This window comes from Kocuria subflava (assembly GCF_012163155.1).
GTDB classification, from domain to species: domain Bacteria; phylum Actinomycetota; class Actinomycetes; order Actinomycetales; family Micrococcaceae; genus Kocuria; species Kocuria subflava.
This window is the reverse complement of sequence record NZ_JAAVUN010000151.1, coordinates 1-634: the sequence shown is the minus strand read 5'-3', so window position 1 is coordinate 634 and position 634 is coordinate 1. Positions and strand designations below refer to the sequence as shown.

The following is a 634-nucleotide window of genomic DNA, read 5'->3' as shown; positions in this document are numbered from 1 at the left end:
AGCGGATCTACGACGTCCAGCAGGCCCTGCTCAACGGCGCGACGGTCGAGCGGGTCCACGAGGTCACCAAGATCGATCCCTGGTTCCTGGACCAGATCCAGCTGCTCAACCAGGTGGCGGAGGCCATCCGCGAGAACCCCAACCTCTCGGAGGCCACGCTGCGCCTGGCCAAGCGCCACGGCTTCTCCGACCAGCAGATCGGCGAACTCACCCACGCGTCCGAGGAGGTCGTCCGCGGCGTGCGCCACGCCCTGGGCGTGCGTCCCGTGTTCAAGACCGTGGACACCTGCGCGGCCGAGTTTGAGGCCTTCACCCCGTACCACTACTCCTCCTACGACGAGGAGAACGAGGTCGCGCAGCACGCCAAGCCTTCGGTCATGATCCTGGGGTCGGGACCGAACCGCATCGGTCAGGGCATCGAGTTCGACTACTCGTGTGTGCACGCGTCCATGGTGCTGCGCGAGGCGGGCCACGAAACGGTGATGGTCAACTGCAACCCGGAGACCGTGTCCACCGACTACGACATCTCCACCCGGTTGTACTTCGAGCCGCTGACCTTCGAGGACGTCATGGAGGTCGTGGAGGTCGAGCGTGCCACGGGCGGGCTGCTGGGCGTGTACGTCCAGCTGGGCGG

The 634-nt window shown here is 66.4% G+C and carries 1 protein-coding gene; it reads left to right on the top strand.

What is annotated here, in order from left to right:
• Window positions 1-634: carbamoyl phosphate synthase preATP-grasp domain-containing protein (locus GTW58_RS13475; protein WP_483413993.1), on the top strand; the 634-nt coding region annotated here is incomplete at both ends.